Source organism: Streptomyces spongiicola (assembly GCF_003122365.1).
In the GTDB taxonomy this organism is placed as follows: domain Bacteria; phylum Actinomycetota; class Actinomycetes; order Streptomycetales; family Streptomycetaceae; genus Streptomyces; species Streptomyces spongiicola.
In genome coordinates, this window is record NZ_CP029254.1 from 3,191,904 (window position 1) to 3,214,981 (window position 23,078).

Annotated in this window: 19 protein-coding genes, 1 tRNA gene and 1 pseudogene; 8 read left to right on the plus strand and 13 right to left on the minus strand. The window is 72.9% G+C overall.

The window, feature by feature from the left end:
* Positions 1–123 precede the first annotated feature (123 nt).
* A complete protein-coding gene (locus DDQ41_RS13915) occupies positions 124–1,050 on the plus strand; it encodes a 1-phosphofructokinase family hexose kinase (RefSeq protein ID WP_109297726.1) in 927 nt (308 codons plus the stop codon).
* Between the two features lie 450 nt (positions 1,051–1,500).
* Here DDQ41_RS13915 and DDQ41_RS13925 read toward each other — a convergent pair whose 3' ends face one another.
* Both DDQ41_RS13925 and cdgB read right to left on the minus strand, forming a co-directional pair.
* On the minus strand, positions 1,501–2,469 hold the full coding sequence (locus tag DDQ41_RS13925) for a carbohydrate-binding protein (RefSeq protein WP_109294791.1): 969 nt from the start codon (positions 2,467–2,469) through the stop codon (positions 1,501–1,503).
* A 111-nt stretch (positions 2,470–2,580) separates the two neighbouring features.
* Entirely contained in the window at positions 2,581–4,344 is a 1,764-nt protein-coding gene (cdgB, locus tag DDQ41_RS13930) for a diguanylate cyclase CdgB (RefSeq protein ID WP_109294792.1), read from the minus strand.
* 408 nt (positions 4,345–4,752) lie between these two features.
* On the opposite strand from cdgB, the gene DDQ41_RS13935 reads away from it, so the two are divergent.
* The gene (locus DDQ41_RS13935; protein ID WP_109294793.1) at positions 4,753–5,316 is read left to right on the plus strand and encodes a flavin reductase family protein; all 564 of its coding nucleotides are present in this window, start codon (positions 4,753–4,755) and stop codon (positions 5,314–5,316) included.
* Between the two features lie 287 nt (positions 5,317–5,603).
* Here DDQ41_RS13935 and arfB read toward each other — a convergent pair whose 3' ends face one another.
* Positions 5,604–6,038, minus strand: coding sequence for an alternative ribosome rescue aminoacyl-tRNA hydrolase ArfB (gene arfB, locus DDQ41_RS13940; RefSeq protein WP_109294794.1), 435 nt, complete (start codon positions 6,036–6,038; stop codon positions 5,604–5,606).
* A gap of 148 nt (positions 6,039–6,186) precedes the next feature.
* Here arfB and DDQ41_RS13945 point away from each other — a divergent pair, with 148 nt between their 5' ends.
* Positions 6,187–6,762, plus strand: coding sequence for a TerD family protein (locus DDQ41_RS13945; protein ID WP_109294795.1), 576 nt, complete (start codon positions 6,187–6,189; stop codon positions 6,760–6,762).
* 250 nt (positions 6,763–7,012) lie between these two features.
* Here the strand turns inward: DDQ41_RS13945 and DDQ41_RS13950 are convergent, their stop codons facing one another.
* Positions 7,013–8,416, minus strand: a complete 1,404-nt coding sequence (locus tag DDQ41_RS13950) for a M1 family metallopeptidase (protein WP_109294796.1) — start codon at positions 8,414–8,416, stop codon at positions 7,013–7,015.
* Between the two features lie 320 nt (positions 8,417–8,736).
* Between DDQ41_RS13950 and DDQ41_RS13955 the strand changes: the two genes are divergently transcribed.
* On the plus strand, positions 8,737–9,237 hold the full coding sequence (locus DDQ41_RS13955) for a hypothetical protein (RefSeq protein ID WP_109294797.1): 501 nt from the start codon (positions 8,737–8,739) through the stop codon (positions 9,235–9,237).
* Between the two features lie 152 nt (positions 9,238–9,389).
* Here DDQ41_RS13955 and DDQ41_RS13960 read toward each other — a convergent pair whose 3' ends face one another.
* Positions 9,390–10,067, minus strand: a complete 678-nt coding sequence (locus DDQ41_RS13960; protein WP_109294798.1) for a pentapeptide repeat-containing protein — start codon at positions 10,065–10,067, stop codon at positions 9,390–9,392.
* Positions 10,068–10,307: 240 nt separating this feature from the next.
* The gene (locus DDQ41_RS13965; RefSeq protein WP_394342139.1) at positions 10,308–11,144 is read right to left on the minus strand and encodes an alpha/beta fold hydrolase; all 837 of its coding nucleotides are present in this window, start codon (positions 11,142–11,144) and stop codon (positions 10,308–10,310) included.
* Between the two features lie 804 nt (positions 11,145–11,948).
* Here DDQ41_RS13965 and DDQ41_RS13970 point away from each other — a divergent pair.
* Positions 11,949–12,317: a hypothetical protein gene (locus tag DDQ41_RS13970; RefSeq protein WP_109294800.1), complete on the plus strand. Its 369-nt coding sequence runs from the start codon at positions 11,949–11,951 to the stop codon at positions 12,315–12,317.
* A 108-nt stretch (positions 12,318–12,425) separates the two neighbouring features.
* Here DDQ41_RS13970 and DDQ41_RS13975 read toward each other — a convergent pair.
* A tRNA-Thr gene (locus DDQ41_RS13975) sits at positions 12,426–12,499 on the minus strand.
* A 344-nt stretch (positions 12,500–12,843) separates the two neighbouring features.
* Here DDQ41_RS13975 and DDQ41_RS13980 point away from each other — a divergent pair.
* The 3 genes and pseudogenes from DDQ41_RS13980 (at position 12,844) to DDQ41_RS13990 (ending at position 15,616) form a co-directional block, all read left to right on the plus strand.
* Positions 12,844–13,979 (plus strand): annotated as a pseudogene (locus DDQ41_RS13980) (ABC transporter ATP-binding protein).
* Between the two features lie 251 nt (positions 13,980–14,230).
* Positions 14,231–14,656, plus strand: a complete 426-nt coding sequence (locus tag DDQ41_RS13985) for a hypothetical protein (protein ID WP_109294801.1) — start codon at positions 14,231–14,233, stop codon at positions 14,654–14,656.
* 243 nt (positions 14,657–14,899) lie between these two features.
* Positions 14,900–15,616, plus strand: coding sequence for a nucleotidyltransferase family protein (locus DDQ41_RS13990; RefSeq protein ID WP_109294802.1), 717 nt, complete (start codon positions 14,900–14,902; stop codon positions 15,614–15,616).
* Positions 15,617–16,160: 544 nt separating this feature from the next.
* On the opposite strand, the gene DDQ41_RS13995 is transcribed toward DDQ41_RS13990, so the two are convergent.
* The 6 genes from DDQ41_RS13995 to ispD all read right to left on the minus strand — a co-directional run bounded on the left by DDQ41_RS13995 (position 16,161) and on the right by ispD (position 22,778).
* Positions 16,161–17,906, minus strand: coding sequence for a DoxX family membrane protein (locus DDQ41_RS13995; RefSeq protein WP_109294803.1), 1,746 nt, complete (start codon positions 17,904–17,906; stop codon positions 16,161–16,163).
* A 220-nt stretch (positions 17,907–18,126) separates the two neighbouring features.
* Positions 18,127–19,077 carry a 23S rRNA (guanosine(2251)-2'-O)-methyltransferase RlmB gene (rlmB, locus tag DDQ41_RS14000; RefSeq protein ID WP_109294804.1) on the minus strand — a complete coding sequence of 317 codons (951 nt, stop codon included), beginning with the start codon at positions 19,075–19,077 and terminating at the stop codon, positions 18,127–18,129.
* Positions 19,078–19,196: 119 nt separating this feature from the next.
* On the minus strand, positions 19,197–20,597 hold the full coding sequence (gene cysS, locus DDQ41_RS14005; protein ID WP_109294805.1) for a cysteine--tRNA ligase: 1,401 nt from the start codon (positions 20,595–20,597) through the stop codon (positions 19,197–19,199).
* Between the two features lie 335 nt (positions 20,598–20,932).
* The gene (locus tag DDQ41_RS14010) at positions 20,933–21,337 is read right to left on the minus strand and encodes a PPOX class F420-dependent oxidoreductase (protein ID WP_109294806.1); all 405 of its coding nucleotides are present in this window, start codon (positions 21,335–21,337) and stop codon (positions 20,933–20,935) included.
* A 174-nt stretch (positions 21,338–21,511) separates the two neighbouring features.
* On the minus strand, positions 21,512–22,042 hold the full coding sequence (ispF, locus tag DDQ41_RS14015; RefSeq protein WP_109294807.1) for a 2-C-methyl-D-erythritol 2,4-cyclodiphosphate synthase: 531 nt from the start codon (positions 22,040–22,042) through the stop codon (positions 21,512–21,514).
* On the minus strand, positions 22,032–22,778 hold the full coding sequence (gene ispD / locus DDQ41_RS14020; RefSeq protein WP_109294808.1) for a 2-C-methyl-D-erythritol 4-phosphate cytidylyltransferase: 747 nt from the start codon (positions 22,776–22,778) through the stop codon (positions 22,032–22,034). Before ispD ends, ispF begins: the two co-directional genes overlap by 11 nt.
* Positions 22,779–23,078 lie beyond the last annotated feature (300 nt).

The window sequence follows — 23,078 nt, forward strand, 5'->3', positions numbered from 1 at the left end:
GGTGCGGCCGCAGTGCGGCGGGCCGGGGCGGTTGGCCTACGGGGGGCTGGGCCAACCACCCGGTTCTTTGGCATGATCAGGACCCGTCCGGCGAAGGCGAACGCATGCTCAGGGGGTGTCACGGTGATCCTCACGGTCACGCTGAACACCGCCATCGATCTGACCTACCGCGTTCCCGCCCTCGTCCCACAGGGTTCCCACCGGGTCTTCGAGGTCGACGAGCGCCCCGGCGGCAAGGGAGTGAACGTCGCCCGGGTGCTCGGGGCACTCGGCCACGAGGCGGTCGTCACCGGCCTCGCGGGCGGTCCCAACGGCGAGACCCTGCGCGACCGGCTCGCCGGGCTCCCCGTGCGCGACGCGCTCGTGCCGATCGCGGGGAACACCCGGCGCACGCTCGCGGTGGTCGACTCCGCGACCGGCGACACCACCCAGTTCAACGAGCCCGGCCCGGCCGTCACGCCCGAGGAATGGGCCGCGTTCCTCACCACGTACGAGACGCTGCTGCGCGGAGCCCGAGCGGTCGCGCTGTGCGGCAGCCTCCCGCCGGGCATCCACGTCGGAGCCTATGCCGAGCTGGTGCGCCGGGCACGGGCCGCCGGGGTGCCGGCGCTGCTGGACACCAGCGGTGAGCCGCTGCGCAGGGGCATCGCCGCCCGCCCCGACCTGGTCAAGCCGAACGCCGACGAGCTGGCCCAGCTCACCGGCTCCCGCGAGCCGCTGCGCGCCACACACGCCGCCCGCCGCCGCGGCGCCCGCACGGTGGTCTCCTCCCTCGGCCCCGACGGCATCCTCGCCGCCACACCCGAGGGCATCTGGCAGGCCACCCCGCCCCGCAAGGTCCTCGGCAACCCCACCGGCGCGGGCGACTCGGCCTTGGCCGGGCTGCTCTCGGGACTCGTCGACGCCCTGCCCTGGCCGGACCGCCTCGTCCGCGCCGCGGCCCTCGCCACGGCAACCGTCCTCGCCCCGACGGCAGGCGACTTCGACCGCGCCTGCTACGAGGACCTGCTCCCCAGGATCACGGTGACGGAGCACACCCCGGCGGCATGACGTCCCGCGCGGGCCTCCCCGCCGCCGGGCGGCTGAGGGCTCCGCGAACCCTTCGGCGTCCCCGGCGGCCCCGGCGGCCCAGCAAGCGGTTGCGGCTACGGCTACGGCTACGGCTACGGCTACGGCTACGGCTACGGCTACGGCTACGGCTACGGCACCGTACACGGCTCGCGAAGCCTTACGCGGCTGCGGCACCGGTCCGGACTCCGTGAAGCCGGCGCGGGAGTGGGACCGTTCGGCAAGACGCGCTCCCCCGGCGCTCCCCCGGCACCCGCCCGGCCCATGCGCCGCCCACGCACCCGGCCGCCCTTGCGGCATCCTCCACCGCTCCGGGCTGCCCGGGCGGCCCGGGCGGCGTACCGGACCGGTCGGCCCTCAGAGGCCGCCCCGGTCGGCGGTTCGGTTCGGTTCGGCTCGGCTCGGCTCGGCTCCCGGACCGTCCGGCCCCGGTCAGCCCTTGGACTGACCGGCCTCCAGCCACACCTGGTCGAGCAGGGCGTCGCACTGGTCACCCTGCTCGCACGAGATCTTCAGCGTGTTCGATCCCTCTTCGAGGTTCACGTACGCGTAGGTGCGCGTCCAGCCCTTCTCCCAGTCGCCATCCTTGGCCCGGGCGAAGTTGGACATGTTGACCGACCGCGGCTGGGTGTCGTTGATCGTCAGCGAGGTCTTGGCGTCCTTGCCCGGCACGCTGTACGTGATGAACAGCGTGTAGGCGCCGTCGGCCGGGATGTCCACGGTCCAACTGGCCGAGCCACCGGCTCCGTTGAACACCACATACGCGCCGTCCGCGCCCTTGGCGCCCTTGACGTCCTTCGCCAGTGCGGCGGGCGCACCGAGGCGCAGAGTCGCGGCGTCCTGCTTCGGCAGCCCGGCCGGCTTCTCCTCGTCGTCCTCGGAGGGCTCCTCACTCGGGCGGACCTCTTCCGCGGGAGCGGTGCTGCTCCCGTCCGCCTGGGGGTTCTCGGCCTTGTCGTCGCCACCCGTCATCAGCGCCGCGGTGATGCCGACCACCACCACGGCCACCACCGCGACGGCCCCGATGAGCAGGCCCCTGGTGTTCGGTCCGCGGCCCCGGCCGCCACCGCCGCCGGAGGGTGCCGGGGCCTGGCGGGTCGGGGCGCCGCCGGGATAGGTCTCGGGAGCCGCGTACTGGGGGCCGGGCTGCTGGCCGTACTGCTGCTGGTGCGGGACCTGGCCGTACTGCTGCCCGGTCTGCTGCTGCCCGTACTGGCGCTGGCCGACCGTTCTGACCTGGTTGTACGACGTCCTGGGCACACCCGGCTGAGGGGCCGGACCGGGGTAGCCGTAGCCGCCCTGGCGGGGAGACGAGGCGCCCGCCCGCTGTCCGTCCGCGTACAGGTAGCCGAACGGATCGTCGTCCTCGGGCGTGCTCGCGCCGTTGTTCCCGGCCGTCATCCCTGGGTCACTCCTATCCTTGCCCGCCAGCCGTCGCCGACCGGCCGAGCCTACCCCCTTCGAGCTACTCCAGGGACGGTGTCCGGGGCCCTGCCGGTTCCACCGAATCCGCTATCCGGCGCGTCTGTGGACCTTGGCCCTGGAGCGCTTCTCGATGTACATCCGCTGGTCGGCGGACTGCAGCACCTCTTCGACGGACATGCCGCAGACCGCCCAGCCGATCCCGAAGCTCGCCCCGACCCGGACCGCCCGTCCGTCCACCCGGATCGGCGGAATGATCGCGTTCCGCAGGCGAACGGCCAGGTCGGCGGCGTCGGCGGCACCGAGGCCGTCGGCGAGGACGACGAATTCGTCACCTCCGAGCCGGGCGACGGTGTCCCCGTCCCGGACACCGGTGGTGAGCCTGCGGGCGACCTCGATGAGGACGGCGTCGCCGGTGTTGTGCCCGAAGCGGTCGTTGATCGACTTGAAGCCGTCCAGGTCGCAGAAGAGCACCGCGAGGCCCTTCGTCCCGTCGTCGGCCTCACCGTCCGCGGCGGGCGCGACAGCATGGACATGATGGTCGTACGGGATGGCCGGCCGGTCGAAGTCGAACCCGTCGGCGTGGAAGCCCCCGTCGGTGTCGCCGCCGTCGAATCCACCCGCGTAGCTGCTCTCGCCGTAGCGCCCGTCGCCGTAGTCGCCGTACCCGCCGTATGCGCCGTACCCGCCGTACGGGTAGTCCCTCACGTCCAGGGTCCGGCCGGCCTCCTGCCGCGCGTCCGGGGGCCGGTCCTCCTCCTGCGCACCCGGGGGACGCCCGCACAGGCGGGCGCTGAGCCGGGTGCGGAGTTCGGCGTTGTTGGGCAGCCCGGTCAGCGCGTCATGGCTGGCCCGGTGGGCGAGTTGGAGCTCGTGCCGCTTGCGCTCCTCGATGTCCTCGACGTGCGTGAGCAGGAAGCGGGGGCCGTCGGTGGTGTCGGCGACGACGGAGTTGCGCAGCGAGACCCATACGTAGGTGCCGTCGCGGCGGCCGAGGCGCAACTCGGCGCGGCCGCCCTCGGCGGACGTCCGCAGCAGTGTGCCGATGTCCTCGGGGTGGACGAGATCGGCGAATGAGTAGCGGCGCATCGCAGACGCGGGGCGGCCCAGCAGCCGGCAGAGTGCGTCGTTGGCGCGGAGCAGCCGGCCGTGCTGGTCGCCGCCCATCTCCGCGATGGCCATGCCGCTCGGCGCGTACTCGAACGCCTGCCGGAACGACTCCTCGCTGGCACGCAGGGCCTGCTGCTCCCGCTCCAGGCGCACCAGGGCGCGCTGCATGTTTGCACGGAGCCGGGCGTTGCTTATCGCAATCGCCGACTGAGACGCGTACATCTGGAGCGCTTCCTGGCCCCAGGCACCCGGAAGGCGTCCGTTGCGGGGCTTGTCGACCGATATGACGCCGAGCAGTTCGCAGCCCCCGCCCGAGGCGTACATCGGCGCGTAGAGACGGTCCTGAGGGTGCCACTCGCCTTCGAAGCGCGGCTCGGGGCCCTCCGTGTACCACTGCGGAACGTCGTCCTCCAGCAGTACCCAGCCCTCGGTGTGCGGTATGAAGCGCAGCTCGCCCCAGGCCTCGCCCATGCCGAGCCGGCGCTCCCATGAGGTGCGGGAGCCGACCCGCCCGGTGATCAGGGCCTCCGCCGCGGTGTTCCCCGCGAAGGCGGCGACGACGAGATCCCCGTCCGGGCGAACGAGGTTGACGCACGCCAGCTCGTACCCGAGTCCGGCCACGATGCCGTCGGCGACGGTCTGCAGCGTCTCCGCAAGACTGCGGGCCGTGTTGAGGTTCGCCACGACCTGATGCAGCTGCCTCAGGGTCGCAAGACGGACGTACGGCTCCGACTCGGTCTCCATCGCTCGCTCTCCCCGAGACCTCGAACAGCTGACTCCAGGTTCCTCGTCGACTCCACTGATGCATCCGGTTGACGCAGCGTTCCCGCCACTGAATCACAGCGAGCTGCCCACCCGGTACACAGGGTCAACAATTACCGGCCTCTGTGACTCAAGTCACAACAGATGATGATGGGGGCGGCTTGGCGGCGGGGGCCGTTCCGACCTTCCGGAACGCAAATCCGGTCGGATCCGGGCGGAAGTCCCGCGGGATCGCGCAGCTACGGACGGGACGAGAACCGGACGCCGGTCGCGGCGGCGGGACCCGCCCTGAAGTGCCGCGCCCCTGAAGTGCCCTGCCCGGAAGTCCTAGGACCCGACTGGTCCTCTGGCCCGATGCGGCCGGGCGCGGGACGGGGCTAGCGTGCGGCCGTGCCACAGACGAGTCCCACCCCGAGTGCCGCGACCATCCTCCATGCTGAGGGGGTGAGCGACGACGAGTTCCGTGCCGCGATGTCCCGGCTGGCCGCCGGAGTGGTGCTGATCACGGCGCACGAACCGCCCCTGGCGGCGGACGGTCCGCGCGGGGAGGACGTCGGCATGACCGCGACGGCGTTCATGTCCGTCTCGCTCGACCCTCCGCTGGTGCTCGTGAGCCTGCGCAACGGCTCGCGCATGGACGACCTGCTGTCCGAGCAGCCCATGTGGGGTGCGTCGGTGCTCTCCGAGAGCCAGCGGCACATCGCGGGCCGCTTCGCCCTGAGGGGGCGCATCAGCGACCGGCTGCTCTTCGAGGACACCGCGTACACCCGCGGGGAACTCTGCGGCGCACCGCTGATGGGCGGCGCGCTGGCGGTTCTCGAATGCAGAACCGAGCAGCGTGTCGAGGCCGGCGACCACACTCTGGTGATCGGCCGCGTTCTGAGGGCGGGACTGCCCAGCGCGGACGGCGGCCCTCTGACCTACTTCCGCGGGCGCTACCGGCACCTGGGCTGACACCCGGCGGAGCGAGACGCACGCCGGCACGGAACGGCGGGGCCGGCCGCGGGCCGCCGGCACGGAACGGTGGTCGCATCGCGGGTCGCCGGAACCGGGTTACTGGACGGCGGCAGGAGCGCGGATCGCCGGACCGGAGCACGGACGGCCGTACGAGCCCGGATCGCCGGACCGGAGCACGGGACGGCGGCGCGAGCCCGGCCGGGGAAGCCGGGGAACGGGGAAGCCCGGGAACGGGGAAGCGCCCGGGCGCCGCGTCGACGGGGCGTACCGCCGCGGGCGCCGGATCACCAGTCGCGGGCGTTGCGGCCGCGCTTGGTCTCTCCCCGCCGCTTCTTCTCGCGCAGACGGCGTTCGTTGATGCCGCGCGGGACCTTCGTTGGCCGGCGCGGTCGCGGCGGAGGCGCGGTGGCCTCGGCGAGGAGTGCCGCCAGACGGATCGCCGCCGCCTCCCGGTTGCGCCACTGGGAGCGGTGCTCCGACGAGCGGACGCTGAGCACGCCGTCGTTCAGCCGGGACGCGAGGCGCTCCAACGCCCGCGCCTTCCACACGGCCGGCAGTGCCTTCGTCGCCGCCAGGTCGAAGCGCAGCTCCACCTGGGAGTCGCTCGTGTTGACGTGCTGGCCTCCGGGGCCCGACGACCGCGAGAAGCGCCATATGAGCTCGGCCTCCGGCAGGGAGACCGAGCCGCGAACGACATAGGGCCCGGACATACGTCCCATGGTCGCTCCCGCGGGCGAGCCGCGTCATGTTCTTTTCACCGGCGGCGGGGAACCTGGTGGCACTCCCTCCGCGTTAGGGACGGTGACGGTAGCTTCGGAACGCACGAAGCCCGACCGCACTGCACTCGACCAGGAAAGGGACCTCCTCATGGCCGTAAGCCTGTCCAAGGGCGGCAACGTCTCGCTCACCAAGGAGGCACCGGGCCTGACCGCCGTCACGGTGGGTCTCGGCTGGGACGTCCGCACCACCACCGGCACCGACTTCGACCTCGACGCATCCGCGATCGCGGTCAACGGCGGCGGGAAGGTCGTCTCCGACGGCCACTTCGTCTTCTTCAACAACAAGTCGACGCCGGACCAGTCCATCGTCCACACCGGTGACAACCGCACCGGCGAGGGCGGTGGCGACGACGAGCAGATCAACGTCAACCTGTCCGGGCTCGCCGCGGACGTCGAGAAGATCGTCTTCCCGGTGTCCATCTACGACGCCGAGAACCGCAGCCAGAACTTCGGCCAGGTGCGCAACGCCTACATCCGCATCGTCAACCAGGCGGGCGGCGCGGAGATCGCCCGCTACGACCTGAGCGAGGACGCCGCCACCGAGACCGCGATGGTCTTCGGCGAGCTGTACCGCAACGGTGCGGAGTGGAAGTTCCGTGCCGTCGGGCAGGGTTACGCCTCGGGCCTGGTCGGTATCGCCCAGGACTTCGGCGTCAACGTCTGACATGCGCCCCGAAGGTCCCGGCCGCCGTCCCGGCCGGGACCTTCGGCACATCCGCCGCGTCCGGCGAGGGCGTCTTCGACGACCGCCAAGGCCAGGACCCACGGCCCAGGGGCCACGGCCCGGGGGCCGGGACCCACAGCCCACAGCCCAGGACCCGCGACGTATCGGAGCGGCGGGCAACGGCAAGGACAGCCGGGGAACGGCAAGGACTGCCGGGGAACGGCGGGCAACGGCCGGGGAACGGCGGGCGCTACCGCTTCGCCGGCCTGCCGTCGCCATGGAGCCACACGTCCCACAGCTCCGTCAGGTCCTCACCGGCCCTCTCCTCCGCGTGGGCGGTGAAGTCCTCGGTGGACGCGTTGCCGTGACGGTGCTTCTGCGCCCAGCTCTTCAACAGGCCGAAGAAGGCATCGTCGCCGACGGCCTGCCGGATCTTGTGGAGGACCATCGCGCCGCGCCCGTAGACCGGCGCGCCCAGGAGGTCGTCTCTCGGCGGTGCGGACGGCGGGAAGGCCCAGTTGCCGTCGTCCTCGAACTCCTTCTCGAAACGCTCCTGCGCCGGGACGCCTCTGAAGTCCTCGTCGTACAGCCATTCCGCGTAGGTCGCGAAGGCCTCGTTCAGCCACACGTCCTTCCACTGCTTCGGCGAGACCGAGTTGCCGTACCACTGGTGGGCCAGCTCGTGGACGAGGAAGTACTCGTTGAAGGCACCGGCCGGGTACACGGGCCGCGTCTGCGTCTCAAGCGCGTAGTCCACGTCTTCCGCGCGCTCGACGATCGCCCCGGTGGACGAGAAAGGGTAGGGGCCGAAGTTCTTCTGCGCCCATTCGAGCACCTCGGGGATCCGGGCGCGCACCTTCTCGCTGCGCGCCGCGACGGTCCTGTCCACGGCGGTGAACTCGGGGATCCCTCCCGCGGGGCGCGAGGTCCGCACCTCGTACTCGCCGATGCCCACGGTGGCGAGATAGCTCGACATCGGCTCGGGCGAGTGCCACGCGAAGGCGGTCCTGGCGCCTCCGGCCGCGGGCCGTCGGGACCTCAGCTCCCCGTTGGAGACCGCGGTGAGCCCCTTCGGCACGGTGACGGTGATGTCGTAGGCGGCCTTGTCGCTGGGGTGGTGGTTGCCGGGGAACCACGCCATCGAGCCCTGCGGCTCACCCAGCGCGATGGCTCCGTCCTCGGTCCTCAGCCAGCCCTCCTCGGAGCCGTCCGGGTCCGTGACGCTGCTCGGGCTGCCGGAGTAGCGGACGACGGTCCGGAAGGTGCTGCCGTCGCCGACGGGCTCACGCGGGCGGACGGTGAGTTCGTCCCCCGCACGGCCGGCCTCGGCCGGGACGCCGTTCACGGTCACGCCGTCGACGTCCAGGCCGCGCAGATCGAGGTTGAAGGCGCTGAGGTCCTGGGTGGCACGGGCGGTGATGGTCGCGGTGCCGCTGAGCAGGTTGGACTTCGGCTCGTAGTCGAGGACCAGGTCGTAGTGCCGTACGTCGTACCCGCCGTTGCCCAGCCCGGGGAAGTACGGGTCGCGCAGTCCGACGGCGCCGGGGGTGCCGCCGGGGCCACTGCCCTCACCGCTCCCCGAGCATGCCGAGGCCGTGAGCACGAGGAGGGCGGCGACGGGCGCCAGGGCACGGAGGGGGGATCGCTGGTCCACACGGCGATCCTATGTGCGGAATGTCCGACTCCGTCGGGTCCCGCGGTGATCTCCCGCCGGTGCCGCACCGCTCCGGCTGCGGAACCGAGCCGTAGCGCACTCGGTACCGGCCGGCACCGGGCGGTACCGGCCGGTACCGGACTCGGAGCGAGCGGCACCTGACCCGGAACCGGCCCGGCCGGCACCGGCTCCGCGCGGTGCCCCGGCGGACCCCTCCGCGCGGAGCGGCACTCCCGGCCCGGAGTCCGCATCCCACCCGCATTCCTCCGACGTACACCCGAACGCGTGGGCGAGCCTCCCCGCCGTGGCACCATCGGACCGTGCTCGACATCGGCTACTCCCTCTCCCGGCGCTTCCCGGACCCTCCGCAGACCGACTACCGGACCGCTGACGTCCACGCCCTGCGCCACGACCTCTTCTGCGGCGACGTCTATCTCGCGGACACCAGGGCCGACCGCGAGGTGTCCACGGCCTGGGGATGGGTGCCGGTGCTCGACTTCGCCTGGGCGCTGTGCGACATCGTGGAGCGGCTGGACCGGGACCCGAAGGGCAGCCGGGCCGCACAGCCGCAGTACGCGGAGATCGACTTCACCGAATCGACCGACCGCATGCTCTTCGAACGCCGCTTCGGCTGGGTGGACGTGGAGGCCGACTGGATGCCCGGCGACGAGCCCCCGCTCACCGTCAACCACGGCGAACTGCGGCGGGAGGCAAGGGACTTCCTGCACGATCTGATCGCCGATCTCACAGACATGCACGAGGGGCTCGGCGGCAACCCCGCCCTCTGGGACCTCCAGGCGCGTTTTCCGCGCCTGCCCTGAGCCGGCGGGCCCTCCGCCGCCCCCGCGTCGGCCGTCCGCCCCGCGCGGAGCCGTCCTCGCGGCCCCGCGCGCCGCCCTCGCGGCCCGGAGAGCCCCGAGCCCCGAGCCCCGAGCCCGGAGCCCGGAGGGCAGCCCACCACCCTCGCTCTCGATCAGTCCTCGACACGCACCCCCAACTGCGCCGCGAACACCGGCGCCAGGTCCATCAGCTGGGCCGTACTGATCACCGCGCCCGACAGTCCCTCCACGCCCCGCGCGACATCGAGTTCGGTCACCCGGCGCAGATCGACGTCCCGCATCCGGGCCCCGGCGAAGTCCGCCCGGCGCAGCACACACTCGCGGAACTCGACCCGCTCCAGCCGCGCAGCCCCGAAATCGGGCTCGGACAGCACGCACCCCTCGAACACCACGTCGGTGAGCCGGGCGTCGCGCAGGTTCAGATAGTCGATCTTGCCGCCCCGCACCAGCACCCGCTCCAGTGCGGCACCGTGGAGCTGCACCCCGCCCAACCGCGCATCCACGATCTCCGAGTCCCGCAGCGAGGCGCCCGCGAGATCCGCGCCCACCCCGCGCACACCGGTCAGGACCGAGTCGACGAACCGCGCCCGCACCAGCGAGGTCTGCTCGAGCACGCAGTCCCTCAACGCGCAGTCGAGGAAGAGCGCGCCCGCACCGTCCCCGCCGGACAGGTCCAGACCGGCCAGCTCCACACCGTCGTAGTCACCGTCCGGCTCCAGCCCGCCGCCCTCATGGGGACGGAGCGGAGGCAGCCGCACCTCCGGCTGCCGTGCCGCCGCCACCCGCGTCTTCTTCCCGGTCCTCCGCACCATGAGGCCATGGTGGCGCACCCCACTGACATCGCGTGCGGCACCGTGGACGGCAGGGGGCCGGCAGCCGATGCGGGCACCGGCGAACCGGGCGCCGGACGCTCCCACCGGGTCCCGCCCGGCGCCCGGTTCGGCAGCCGGCGGGTACCGCTGCGGAGCGCGGCCGTTTCCGCTGCCCCGCCGTTTCCGCTGTCCGCGCCGTACGCCGCGGCACCGCGCACCGGCGGCGCGGCGCACACGGGGTCAGCTCCGCAGAAAGTCCACGAGGACCGGTGCGAGCTTCCTGGGGGCCATCACCACGGCACCGTGGTCGAGACCGTCGAGCGTCCGATGTTCCGCGTCGGGCAGCACCCCCGCCAGTGCCCGCGCTGCGCGCTGGAACCCCGCGGCGCTCTTGCCGCCGGTGAGGACGAGCGTCCGGACCTTGGCCGCCGACCACACAGTTGCTTCCAGCGGCTTGCCCTGCTGGGTGTCGCCCATCACCGCGATGTCGTACGGCAGGGTGTGGGCCAGCGCCTCGAGGTTCGACCAGACGCCCGGCATGAACCGCATCGACGCCACGACGAACCCCGGCATCCCCTGGGCCCGGGTCATGAAGTACCGCACCGCGTCGCCGCGCCGGTCCCGGGCGATCAGCTCCTCGACGTGCCGTGCGAAGCCCGCGGGCGGTCCGAAGCCGTCGGTCTCGACCACGAAGGGCGGCTCGTACAGCGCCAGCCGCCGGATCTCCAGCCCCGCCGCGGCCGCGCGCAGCGCCAGGACCGCGCCGGAGGAACTGCCGAACACCGAGACCGGGCCTTCGGCCTCGCCGATCAGTGACGCGATGTCCGCCACCTCACGCTCGACCGCGTATTCCGCGCTGTCGCCGCTGGCTCCCCGGCCGCGGCGGTCGTAGTTGATCACGGTGAAGTGCTGCGACAGCAGGCCGGCGAGCTTCGCGGCATCGGACCGGTCGGCCAGCGCCGACGAGACCAGGATCAGGGCCGGACCGCTGCCGGACCGCTCGAAGGCGATCTCCGTCCCGTCACTCGAAACGATCGTCGACTTCACGACCGCCGTCCTCGCGCCGGTTCCAGGCATCCTCTTCGTCCCCATTCCGTCGATGGCTGCTCGTTCCGCTGTGGGACAAGACCGCGGCGCGGTGGAAAACTCATCGGTCCACCTCGCGCCCTCCCCCTTCCGACGCCCCTTCCGACGCCCCTTCCGCACTCCTCCCCGTGGTCCGCGGTGCGCCGGCCGCCGGGCCCCACTCGCGCGGCCGCGCGGACGGGCCCGTCCACCGCCCGGTGCGGGACGGGGTCCTCTACGCCGCCCACCGCCGGGTCGAACGCCGCGAACCCGCCCGCCACACCGCGGACACGGCAGACGTCGCCGCACTGGCGGACCGGGTCCCGGACCGGACCGCCACTGAACGAAGCCCGGCGCCACCCGGGCGCAGCAGCAGTTCCCGCGAGCCCGGGCGGGCGCGGTACGACGCGACGCCGTACCGGGCCCGCCGGCACGCCCTCGACTCCCCGCCCGCGACGGGCCCTCGTACCGGTTCCGGTGCCGACCTGCCGGTCGGAGTCCCCACCCTGCACGGGACGCCGTCGCCCCCGGGACCGGCAGAGCGGCGGGCGACCCGTCGCCGGCTCAGCGGGCCGGTGGGGCGGGCGGCGGTGGGTGGGCCGGCAGCGCCGTCGGACATCCGGCCCACCCACCGCCGCCGGCCCGTCGGAGCTTCCGGGGGCGGTCGGGCAGCCCTTGTACGCGCCCCCCGTGCCTCCTCGTCATTCATTCCGGGCGTTTGACCCGATGAGAAGCCATTTGGGGTAGTTCGTGCTGGCAGAGTAGCGGGCGCCGAGGGTCCCGACAGGCGGGGCCCCACAAGGCTTGAGGAGCAGGATGCGAGGCAAGAAGGCTCTCGGTGCGGGTGCGCTGGTGCTGGCGCTGATGTCGGGTGTCGGATGGGCGCAGGCGGCGGACAGCAAGGCGCCGGCCGAGCCGAAGGCGGCCCCGGCCGCCCCGGCGGCGATCGACGGGTACCAGGTCGTCCGGCTGCCGAACCAGAACGTGCCGAACTTCCAGCGGCGGGTGGCTTACTGCCCGGGCGGGAAGGTGGCCATCAGCGGCGGCGCGGAGGCACAGGGCAGCGACGCGATCCTGGTCGGCTCGTTCCCGACCGACGACGGGCGGGGCTGGATCGGCCTCGGCCGCCAGAACCGCTACGGCGACGTGGGCATCTCGGTGTACGTGATCTGCGCGAACCGCTGACCCGCCGCTCCACCGCGCCCCGCCCTGCCCCCAGGTGCGGGGCGCGGTGCCGTCCGGGACCAACCGGAAGCCCCGGCTCGACGAACATCGGAACCGGGGCTTCATCGGAGCCCCCTGTCGGATTCGAACCGACGACCTACGCATTACAAGTGCGTTGCTCTGGCCGGCTGAGCTAAGGAGGCACTGCGCACGAGTGTAACCGGATCCGCACCGCTCCCCGCCGCGATTTCCACCGCTCCCGGCTGCTGACAGAACCGCCGCCGCAGGGTACCGTCACCCGGAGTTCACTTCGGTGAACCAAGGCCTGTCCCGTTGCCCCCGGTGGATCAGGACGCGGCGCCGGATGCGGTGCGCCGCAAGACGGAGGGCCGTCCTCATACCGGTTGTATTCGGGCGGTTCGTGAACGCGGCGAGATGCCGTGGCCGTCGCCGTCCACCCGCCGGGGACTGCGGGACAGGCCTTGGACCCATCCTTCCTTTACTCGGATCGTCCGGCACGTTCCTGCCGGTGAAGGGACGTATCACCATGGCCACTGTCACGTTCGACAAAGCGACCCGGCTCTACCCGGGCTCCACCAAGCCCGCAGTCGACGGTCTCGACATCGAGTCGCGGACGGCGAGTTCCTCGTCCTCGTCGGCCCCTCCGGCTGCGGCAAGTCGACCTCGCTGCGGATGCTCGCCGGGCTCGAGGACGTCAACGGCGGAGCGATCCGCATCGGTGACCGCGATGTCACCCACCTGCCGCCGAAGGACCGGGACATCGCCATGGTGTTCCAGAACTACGCGCTGTACCCGCACATGACCGTCGCCGACAACATGGGCTTCGCGCTCAAGATCGCCGGTGTCGGCAAGGCCACCATCCGGCAGAAGGTCGAGGAGGCCGCGAAGATCCTCGATCTGACCGAGTACCTGGACCGCAAGCCGAAGGCGCTGTCCGGTGGCCAGCGGCAGCGGGTGGCGATGGGCCGGGCCATCGTGCGCGAACCGCAGGTGTTCCTCATGGACGAGCCGCTGTCGAACCTCGACGCCAAGCTCCGGGTCTCGACCCGTACGCAGATCGCGAGCCTGCAGCGCCGCCTGGGGATCACCACGGTGTACGTGACGCACGACCAGGTCGAGGCGATGACGATGGGCGACCGGGTCGCCGTACTCAAGGACGGCCTGCTGCAGCAGGTCGACTCGCCGCGCAATATGTACGACCGTCCGGCGAACCTCTTCGTCGCCGGCTTCATCGGCTCCCCGGCCATGAACCTGGTCGAGGTGCCGATCACCGACGGCGGTGTGAAGTTCGGCAACAGCGTCGTGCCGGTGAGCCGGGAGGCGCTGTCGGCGGCCGCGGACCGCGGCGACCGCACCGTCACCGTCGGCGTGCGTCCCGAGCACTTCGACGTGGTGGAGCTGAACGGCGGTGCGACCGGGGCGCTCTCCAAGGACACCGAGGACGCGCCGGCGGGTCTCGCCGTGACGGTGAACGTCGTCGAGGAACTCGGGGCGGACGGCTATGTGTACGGCACCGCCGAGGTCGGCGGCCAGCAGAAGGACCTGGTGGTCAGGGTCAACGGCCGGTCCGTTCCGCGGAAGGGCTCGGAGCTGCACGTGGTGCCGCAGCCGGGCGAGACGCACGTGTTCTCGACCTCCACGGGCGAGCGCCTGAGCGACTGACGTCCGGCACAGCGCGGAGCGCCCCCCGCCATCCGGGGTCCGGCGGTCCTCGCCACGCCCGCGGGTCGCGGGTGTGGCGAGGACCGCGGGCGTTGGCCGTGAGGGGCCCGGCCAGGCATCGGCAAATATCCCGCCAAAGCGGGCAATTCACACACCGGCGTCAACAGGCGATTCGAATAATTCCCTCGAACCATCCCTCGCGGGGGTGACTAAATGTCTCCAAATCACTACCGGCCGCTACGCTCGCCTGCGTGACCCAGACAGCAGCCCGCCGTATCGGCCGTACCCTTGCACTCGTCCTGCCCGTCGTCCTGGTGCTCTCCGGCACTCTGGCGGTCACCAGCGTCCCATGGGCGAACCGCAGCACCGAGTCCCAGATGCTCACAGCGTCCTCGGAGAACGTGTCGGTCCGCGCCGCCTCCCGTGCCCCGCACGAGGTCCTCCGCGAGAAGCTCCTCACGGACCTGCAGCAGAAGGACCCGGGGGTCGCGCTCACCAACCTCCAGCGCGCGGTCGAGGGCCGTCCCTCGCTGGCACGGCACTGCATGGCGATCGCCCGCGACCTGGGCCGCGCCGCCGTCGCACGCTACGGGCCCACGCGCGCCCAGTCGTTCTCCCGGCCCGTCTGCGACACCTCCTTCGCGGCCGGCGTCTCCCAGCAGGCGCAGGGCAACTGAGGCTGCCGACGTCCCCGTCCCACCCGGCCAGGACCGGAACCGCCGGAACCGTGCCGACCGGACCGACCGGCACGGACCAGAGCCGCACGGACCAGAGCCGGACGGACCGGACCGGTGGATACCGGATTGGAAGCGACCAGAGCGGTGGATACCGGACCGGAAGAGCCCGGGCCCCGGAGCCGTAGCGCCCGCTGAGGCAGGGCCGGAAGGCCCGTGAGCGGGGCACCGCATATCGTGCCCCCTATGCAGACCCTTCCGACCCAGGCAGTGATCCTGGCGGGCGGCCAGGGCTCCCGGCTGCGCCCGTACACCGACGATCGCCCCAAGCCGATGGTCGAGATCCCCGGAACCGGGATCCCGATCATCGGTCATCAGCTTTCCTGGCTGGCCGCCGAGGGCGTGACGGACGCGGTGGTCTCGTGCGGGCATCTCGCCGAAGTGCTCCAGGAGTGGCTCGATTCCGCCGTGCTCCCGCTGCGCGTCACGACCGTGGTCGAGACGGAACCGCTGGGCCGCGGCGGTGGCCTGAAGTACGCCGCGAAGAGCCTCCCGCTCCCGGACGAGCCGTGGTACGCCACCAACGGCGACATCTGGACCCGCTTCTCGCTGCGTGAGATGGCCGAGTTCCACGCCGAGCGCGACGCCGTCGCCACGCTGGCCCTGGCCCGCCCCCGCATCCCGTGGGGTGCGGTGGAGACGGACGAGTTCGGCCATGTCCTCGACTTCATCGAGTCGCCGCCATCGCCGTATCTGATCAACGCGGGCGTGTACGTGTTCTCGTCGGCCTTCACGAATCTGCTGCCCGACCGGGGCGACCATGAGCGGACCACGTTCCCCCGGCTGGCGCGGGAGCGCTCACTCGCCGGGTTCCCCCTGCCGCAGGGAGCGTACTGGCGGGCCATCGACACGGCCAAGGACCTCACGGAGGCCGCGAGGGAACTCGCCTCCCGGAGCGGCTGAACCCGCCGGCCGTGCGGTAGCGGGCAAGCCGCGGGCGGGCACGCCTCCACCGTCACACCGCATACGAAGGGGCGGTCACCGAACACCACTCGCGCCGCGGCCGCCTGCGCAGCCGCCCCGCCGCGCGGCAGCCGCCGGGCCGGGCGGCGCGGACCCGGCAGATGACCGGAAGTCCGGAAAGCCGGTGCCGGTGCCGGAAGCAGGAAGCAGGAAGCAGGAAGCTTAACCGGAACCGGAACCGACAGGGCTCGTCGGGCCCCGTCGGCCCCACCGGATGCGTCGGCCACCGGATGCGTCGGCCCCACAGGGCTCATCCGCGCCCTGGTGCCGCGTCAGGCAGGGTTCGCCCGTCGGCAGCGGCGCGGAGCGGCGCCCGGTGCGGTGCGGCGCGGCGCCCGGTGCGGTGCGGCGCGGCGCCCGGTGCGGTGCGGTGCGTCGCAGGGCGCCGGATCGGCCTCGTAGTGGACCCCGGTTGGTTCGGCGACGCGGTGAGTCGCCGTGCCGGGCCTCGCGACGGGGCGAACGCTGCCTGGCGCGGCACCGGCTAGCCGAGAAGGCCGCCGATCGGGTTCCGGTTGCCGCCGCCGCTGCCGCCTCCGCTGCCACCGTTGCCACCACCCGTAGCGGCGCTGCCGTCTCCGCCGTCGGAGCCGCCGGCCGAACCGCGCGTACCGCCGCCCGTGGCGCCCGAGTCGCCGGTCCCGGACGAGGAGGGGCCCGAGCTGCTCGACGGCGGGTTCACGGGTTCGGACCGGACGGGTGCCTGCTGTCCGTCGGTGCCCCGGGACTCGCTGGGCCGGCCCGCCTCGTCCGCGGCACCGGTGTCGCGGACCGTCTCGGAGGGCTCGGCCCGCTCCGCGGCGGGGGTGCTCGACTCGGTCCTGGCGGGCTGGGCGCTCCGCTCGGCCTCCCGGGTCGGGCTGCGCCGGCCGGCCTCGCTGGGGAGCGCGGTGCCCGGCAGATGGTTGGTCGGGTCGGCGTCCGGTCCGGGGACGGTCACGAGTTCCGTGGAGCGAACCGCGCCCCCCAGCACCGAGCCGATCAGCAGCGTCATACCGACCACGACGGCGGCGACCATCCCGCCGCGCCGCAGCACCCGGCGCCGCAGCTCCCAGAGTTCGGAGCGCGGTCCGAGGGTGCGCCAGGCCTCGCCCGCGAGGCGGCCGTCGACGGAGTAGACCGGTGCGCCCGCGATGATCAGCGGGGACCAGGCGGCGAGGTTCATGATGTCCGGCGCGTCGTACACCGGCGCGGTCCGCCAGCTGACGGTCATGATCAGGGCGGCGGAGAGCGACGCGCCGACGACGGCCGCGGCACGCTGCCATAGGCCGAGGACGGTCAGCACACCGACGACGACCTGGAGGAAGGCGACCGTGAGCCCGGCACCGACGGGGTAGGCGAGGGCGAAGTCGCGCAGCGGCTCGGCGAGGGCCCAGGGCTCCAGGGACGACAGCCATTTGATCATGGAGCCGCGCTCGCCGCCGTCGAAGTAGACGGGGTCGCAGAGCTTGCCCATGCCCGCGTAGATCGAGATGAGGCCGAGGAACACGCGGAGCGGCAGCAGGACGACGCCGAGGTTCATCCGGCGGCCGGGATAGTAGGCGTGCCGTACGCCGCCGGGCGGCCCGGCCGCGGTCCCCCGGCCGCGGGGGCCGTGGTCGGTGAAGCCGGTCGGCTCCTCCTCCGCCGCCTCCTCCCCGTACGGCCGGTAGGCGTCGTACGCGCCCTCCGCCCCCCGCATGGGGGGTAGCAGCGGCTCCCGGCGCTGGGCGCCGATGACGGGGGTGTGCAGAGTGTCCGGGGTGCCCTCCACAGCGACGCGGGGAATGACCTGCGTGGCGCCGCCGGCACCGGGACCGTGCCCGCCGTCGAGTCCCCGTGCGGTGTCGAACGCCTGCGTGCCGTCGAAGGCGGGAGGACCGTCGAAGCCGGGAGTGCCGTCGAACGCGGGACGGCCTCCGTGTCCGCTTGCGGGGTGGGTGACGGATCCCGCGCTGCGCACGGCCCGCAGCAGCCCGGAGGCCGCCGGGTCCCCGGGGGCCGACTTCCCGCTCCACACGACGGGTGCCCGCCGCCGCGCCACGGTACGCGCACCGGCACCGCCGAGGGCGGGGATCCTGGTGGTGTCGGCCATCCCCCGGACGGGGCGCCTGGTCTGACTCGGGCCGAGCTTCACCCGGAAGCTGGCGTGGTTCACGATGACCTGCGCCGGGTCGCAGTCCACCTTGGGGGTGTTCAGGGGGAGCTGTTCGTCGAACCCGGGCCTGGGCGTTCTGGTGTCCACACTCATCTAACCGAGTGACCTGTCCTTAGGACACTGCCTTGACGGCCCCGGAATGTCCGAGACCCGTCAAGATCGTTCCCGGTCGCGGCCACCCGGTGGCGCGCCGTCGTTCCCGGTCGCGGCCACCCGGTGGCGCGCCGTGCGGAACGCGCCTGCGGCAGGCCCCCCGACGTGCGAGGACGCCCTCGTGGGACCCCCGGGGGCCCGAAGGCCCCGCCGCTCGCCGTCAGCCCCGGCGGCGCGCCGCCTCGTAGAGCACCACGCCCGCCGCGACACCGGCGTTGAGGGACTCCGCGCCGCCCGGCATGGGGATCCGGACGCGGAAGTCGCAGGTCTCGCCGACCAGTCGGGACAGGCCCTTGCCCTCGCTGCCGACGACGATGACGACCGGGCCGTCGAGGGCCTCCAGTTCCCCGACCTCGACCTCGCCGTCCGCGGCCAGGCCGACCACGGTGATGCCGGCCTTCTGGTAGCCCTCCAGGGCCCGGGTCAGATTGGTGGCCCGGGCGACCGGGGTCCGAGCGGCGGTACCCGCCGAGGTCTTCCACGCACCGGCCGTCATCCCGGCGGCGCGGCGCTCCGGGACGACCACGCCGTGGCCGCCGAACGCCGCGACGGAGCGGACGACCGCGCCCAGGTTGCGCGGGTCGGTGACCCCGTCGAGGGCGACGATCAGCGGGTCCTCGCCGTCGTCGAAGGCGGCGGCCGCGAGGTCCTCGGGGTGGGCGTACTCGTACGGCGGGACCTGCAGGACCAGGCCCTGATGGTTGAGCCCGTTGGTCATCCGGTCCAGCTCGGCGCGCGGCGCCTCCATCAGGTTGATGGTGCCGCGCTGCCCGGCGAGGTGCAGCGCCTCGCGCACCCGCTCGTCGTTGTCGATGAACTGCTGGACGTACAGGGTCGTCGCGGGCACGCCGTCGCGCAGCGCCTCGAAGACGGGATTGCGGCCGACGACCATCTCGGACGACCCCTTGCCGCCGCGGCGGGCGACGGGGCGGCGCTGGGCCTGCTTGGCCTTGGCGTTGGCGATGCGGTTCTTCGCATGGCCCTTGCGCGCGGACGCCGGCGGGGTCGGCCCCTTGCCCTCGAGGGAACGGCGCCGCTTGCCACCGCTGCCGACCGTCGCGCCCTTCTTGTTGGACGTACGGCGGTTCCTGCGCTGGCTGTTCCCGGCCATGACTACCTGTTTCCCTGAATGCTCGTGGGCTCCGGGCGATGACGTCCGGATCCCGTGTGCGTGTGTACGTACTTAGGAAAGTGTGCCGCCCGGGCGGCCGGGCGGCACACTGTCGCTGGTCAGCGGGGCGCGAGTGTCCAGCGGGGGCCGTCGGGGCCGTCCTCGACGGCCAGCCCGGACTGGTTGAGCCGGTCGCGGATCGCGTCCGCGGTGGCCCAGTCCTTGCGGGCCCGCGCGGACTCCCGCTGCTGGAGCACGAGCCCGACGAGGGAGTCGACCACACCGTGCAGGTCCTCGCCGCGGTCGGCCTCGCCGGCCCAGTGCGGGTCGAGCGGGTCGAGGCCGAGGACGCCGAGCATGGCGCGCACCTCGGCGAGCCGGGCGACGGCCTCCTCCTTGTCGTCGGCGGCCAGGGCCGAGTTGCCCTGGCGGACGGTGGTGTGGATGATCGCGAGCGCCTGCGGGACACCGAGGTCGTCGTCCATGGCCTCGGCGAACGCGGGCGGCACCTCGGCGGCGGGCGGCACCGTCCGCCCCGCCTTCTCGGTGACCCGCTGGACGAAGCCCTCGATCCGCGCGAAAGCCGACTCGGCCTCGCGCAGGGCCTCCTCGCTGTACTCGATCATCGAGCGGTAGTGGGGGGTGCCGAGGTAGTAGCGCAGCACGATGGGCCGCCAGTTCCCGACCATCTCGCTCACCAGGACCGAGTTGCCGAGCGACTTCGACATCTTCTCGCCGCTCATGGTCACCCAGGCGTTGTGCACCCAGTAGGACGCGAAGTCGTCGCCGAAGGCCCTGGCCTGCGCGATCTCGTTCTCATGGTGGGGGAAGACCAGGTCGAGGCCGCCGCCGTGGATGTCGAAGGCGGAGCCGAGGTACTTGTGGGCCATGGCCGAGCACTCCAGGTGCCAGCCGGGCCGGCCGGGGCCCCAGGGGGTCTCCCAGGACGGCTCGCCGGGGCGCTCCGCCTTCCACATGGCGAAGTCGCGCGGGTCGCGCTTGCCGGTCTCGTTGTCTCCGGAGGGCTGGCGCAGGTCGCCGATGTCCTGGTTGGAGAGTTCGAGGTAGCCGGGGAAGGAGCGCACGTCGAAGTAGACGTTGCCGTCGGACTCGTAGGCGTGCCCGCGCTCGATCAGGACGCGCATCATCTCGACCATCTCGGGGATGTGGCCGGTGGCACGCGGCTCGTAGGTGGGCGGCAGGCAGCCGAGGGCCTGGTAGCCCGCCGTGAAGGCGCGCTCGTTCTCGTAGCCGATGGCCCACCAGGGGCGCCCCTGGTCGGCGGCCCTGGTGATGATCTTGTCGTCGATGTCCGTCACGTTGCGGACGAACGTGACTTCGTAGCCGCGGTACTCGAACCAGCGGCGCATGATGTCGAAGTCGAGTCCGGACCTGATGTGCCCGATGTGCGGGGCGGACTGCACGGTCGCGCCGCACAGGTAGATCGAGACGCAGCCCGGCACGAGCGGGACGAAGTCGCGGATCTGCCGGGCGCCGGTGTCGTACAGCCGAATAGTCACGCGTCAAGAGTAGTGGGCCGGTGGCGGTGCCCCGCGCCCTCCGCGGGACGCGGGCACCCGGTGGCGTCCGGCGGCCGCGGGCCGTGGCCCGCGGCCGCCGCTCACGGGCGCCCCCGGGGAGGATCAGCCTCGTACTGGAGGATCAGCCTCGTACTGGACGTACTCCGACGACCGCGACAACGCGGCGAGCGTGCGGGCCGGGCGTCGCGGGCCAGGGGGGCTTTCACAGCACGCCCCGGCCACCGGCCGGTGCCGCGCCAGGCAACGCTTGCCCCGCCGCGACGCTCCTCCCCATCGCGACGCTCCCCGACGGGAAGACCCCGCCCGACGCGGCACTAGAGCCTGCCGACGATCTTCCGCGGGGTGAGCCGCACCACCACGCGCGGTGCGTCCTCGCCCGCCTCCGGGTTGAACTCCGCGTACCGCTTGCCGGTGTACTTCATCGACAGCTCGTCGATCAGCTCCTGCCCGCCCTCCTCGGTGAGCGTGACGGTGCCGCGGACCTCGGCGTAGGTGTACGGCGCGTCGAAGGGCTGGACGACCACGCTCGCACGCGGGTCGCGCCGGAGGTTCCTCTCCTTGCGCCGGCCGAGGGTCGTGGAGATCAGCAGTTCGTCGCCGTCGCGCTTGACCCACACGGGGGAGACCTGGGGGCTGCCGTCGGGCTGGATGGTGGCGAGATCGACGAACACGGGGCCGTCGAGGATCTCCTTGAGCTTCTCGCTGAGTACGGCGGTCACAGTGCGGTCCTCCAGGGCTTCGGCACGCCGGGGCGCGTGCGGGGGGTTTCGTTGGCGTCACAACCGCGTCCGCGGACGGGCTCGCCGGGAATCGAGCTACTGCCGGGTACTGGCAGGCGCTGACAGGTACTGCTTCCCCGGCAAGCCCATACCCCGACGGGCGTCCCGTACCACTCAGGACGCGCGGAAGACGAGGGCCGTGGCGATCGCGGCCAGTCCTTCGGCCCTGCCGGTCAGCCCGAGGCCGTCGGTCGTCGTGCCCGAGACGGAGACGGGCGCGCCGGCCGCGGCGCTCAGCGCCTTCTGCGCCTCGTCACGTCGCCTGCCGATCTTCGGGCGTACGCCGATGACCTGGACCGCGATATTGCCGATCTCGAAGCCCTCGGCGCGCACGATCCTGGCCGCCTCGGCGAGCAGCGTGCCGCCGGAGGCGCCGGACCACTCGGGCCTGCCGGTGCCGAAGTGCGCCCCGAGGTCGCCGACGCCCGCGGCGGAGAACAGGGCGTCGCACGCGGCGTGCGCGGCCACGTCCCCGTCGGAGTGGCCGGCGAGGCCCCAGCCGCCGGAGTCCTCCCAGCGGAGTCCCGCGCACCACAGCTCGCGGCCCTGCTCGAAGGCGTGGACGTCGGTGCCGATGCCGACGAGCGGCAGTACGGCCGGCGGCGCCGCCGGCCGCCCGGGCGGCACGGGCGGGTCAGAAGCCATCGTTGGCCCTCCTGCGGGCGAGCACGGCCTCGGCGAGTACCAGGTCGAGCGGTCGGGTCACCTTGAACGCCTCCTCGTGCCCGGGCACGACCACCACCGGGGTGCCGAGGCGCTCGGCCATCCCCGCGTCGTCGGTGGCGCCGTCACCGGCGACGGCGACGGTCCGGTGGGCGCGCAGGAGCGTGTCGCGGTCGAAGCCCTGCGGCGTCTGCACCGCCCGCAGCCTGGCGCGCTCGGGTGTGGCGACGACGGGCTCCGGCTCGCCCTTCTCCCCGGGCTCGACCTCCTTGACGGTGTCGGTGAGCGGCAGGGCGGGGACGACGGCGGGTGCCCCGTCGAGGACCGCCGCGATCACGGCGTCGACGGTGTCGACGGGCACGAGCGGCCGGGCGGCGTCGTGGACGAGGACGCTGCCGATGCCCTCGGGCAGCGCCTCGAGGCCGAGGCGGACGGACTCCTGACGGGTGTCACCGCCCGGTACGACCAGGTAGTCGGTGCGTTCCGGCAGGGAGTGAGCGTCGAGGAGGTTCTTGACCTCGGGGGCGCCGTCCGGCGGTGCCACCACGACGACGAGCGAGACGGCGCGCGAGGCGGCCATGGCGCGTACCGCGTGGATCAGCATGGGGGTGCCGCCCAGCGCGCGGAGCGCCTTGGGTGCGCCGGGACCGAGCCTTACGCCCCGGCCGGCCGCGGGAATCACCGCGGCGGTGCGGCCCGCACGCGTCTGTTCTGACATGGGTTCCACTCCGGAGATCAATCGCGGGAATCCACCGGACGCCGCCGAGCCGGAAAGGAAGGGCCCCCCTTTTTCGGCATGTCCGGGGAGAATTGACATGGCCAGGTTTGTTCCCTCAGCCGACATGGGTATGGCCTGGGCGTACCCCCGGCCGAGCGCCGGGGAGTGCCGGGCGCGGCGCCCTCGACCGGACCCTTCCGTGACAACCGGTCGAGCCGGCGGTCCGCCCGGCGCGGCACATCAGGAGGGCGGCCGGAAGGACCCGGAAGGACCCGGAAGACGGGGACGGGGGGACGGGGG